The 707-nt window shown below is 62.2% G+C and carries 1 protein-coding gene and 1 pseudogene; both read left to right on the forward strand.

Annotated elements, in window-relative coordinates; all coding sequences use genetic code 11:
- Positions 1-304 (forward strand): annotated as a pseudogene (locus tag ABW22_RS16385) (hypothetical protein); the annotation flags it as partial.
- Between the two features lie 9 nt (positions 305-313).
- The coding region (locus ABW22_RS16390; RefSeq protein ID WP_202813985.1) for a VpsR-related response regulator at positions 314-707 on the forward strand (394 nt) is incomplete at its 3' end.

Below are 707 nucleotides of genomic sequence, written 5' to 3' on the forward strand. Positions count from 1 at the left end.
CGGCGAGCGGGAGTTTATTGGCACCGTAGAGCCCGGCGGCATCTTCGGCATCAATTTCGGCATGGGGCTGGCACTCAACGACAAGTCGACGTTCAGCATGGGCGTTGACCTGAACTCCGTCGGTCGCACGCGCCAGAACGCAACGCCGGTGGCGGGCTCCGTGCGCACCCAGCTGGCCAGCCTGTTGCTGGGCTATTCGTACCGATACAGTGACAAGACGACCTTTAGCGTGACGGTCGGCGCCGGTCTCACGCGTGATACGCCGGATCTGACTGTGGGCCTCAGGATTCCGATGTCATTCTGAAGGGGTGTCATGGAGTTGCGAAAAATCCTGTCCGTCTGCGTGGGATCCTGTTCTGGAGAGGTGTTTGATCAATTGCCGGCGAGTGGCTGGATTTCTCTGCCAGCAATCGATCTCGTCGCGGCGCGGCGCATACAGGCGCATCAGCAGGTGAAGGTTGGCGTGCTGCTGCTCGGTGACGCTTCCCTCGAGCGACTCGGCGAAGTCGAGGAGTGGCTGCGGCTATCGAACAGGATGGAGTGGGTGGGCGTGTTCCAGGTCGAGGCCCTCGATTCGCCCGTCCTGCGCGAGCTGGTCCTGAGCTGCTTTTTCGACTACCACACGCTGCCCGTGGACTGGCGCGTGCTCAATCTCACACTGGGGCACGCCTTTCGCCGCGCCCAGTTGCGAGGCCAGGACGACGATT

This window comes from Thiobacillus denitrificans, from assembly GCF_001530125.1.
In the GTDB taxonomy this organism is placed as follows: Bacteria; Pseudomonadota; Gammaproteobacteria; order Burkholderiales; family Thiobacillaceae; genus Thiobacillus; species Thiobacillus denitrificans_C.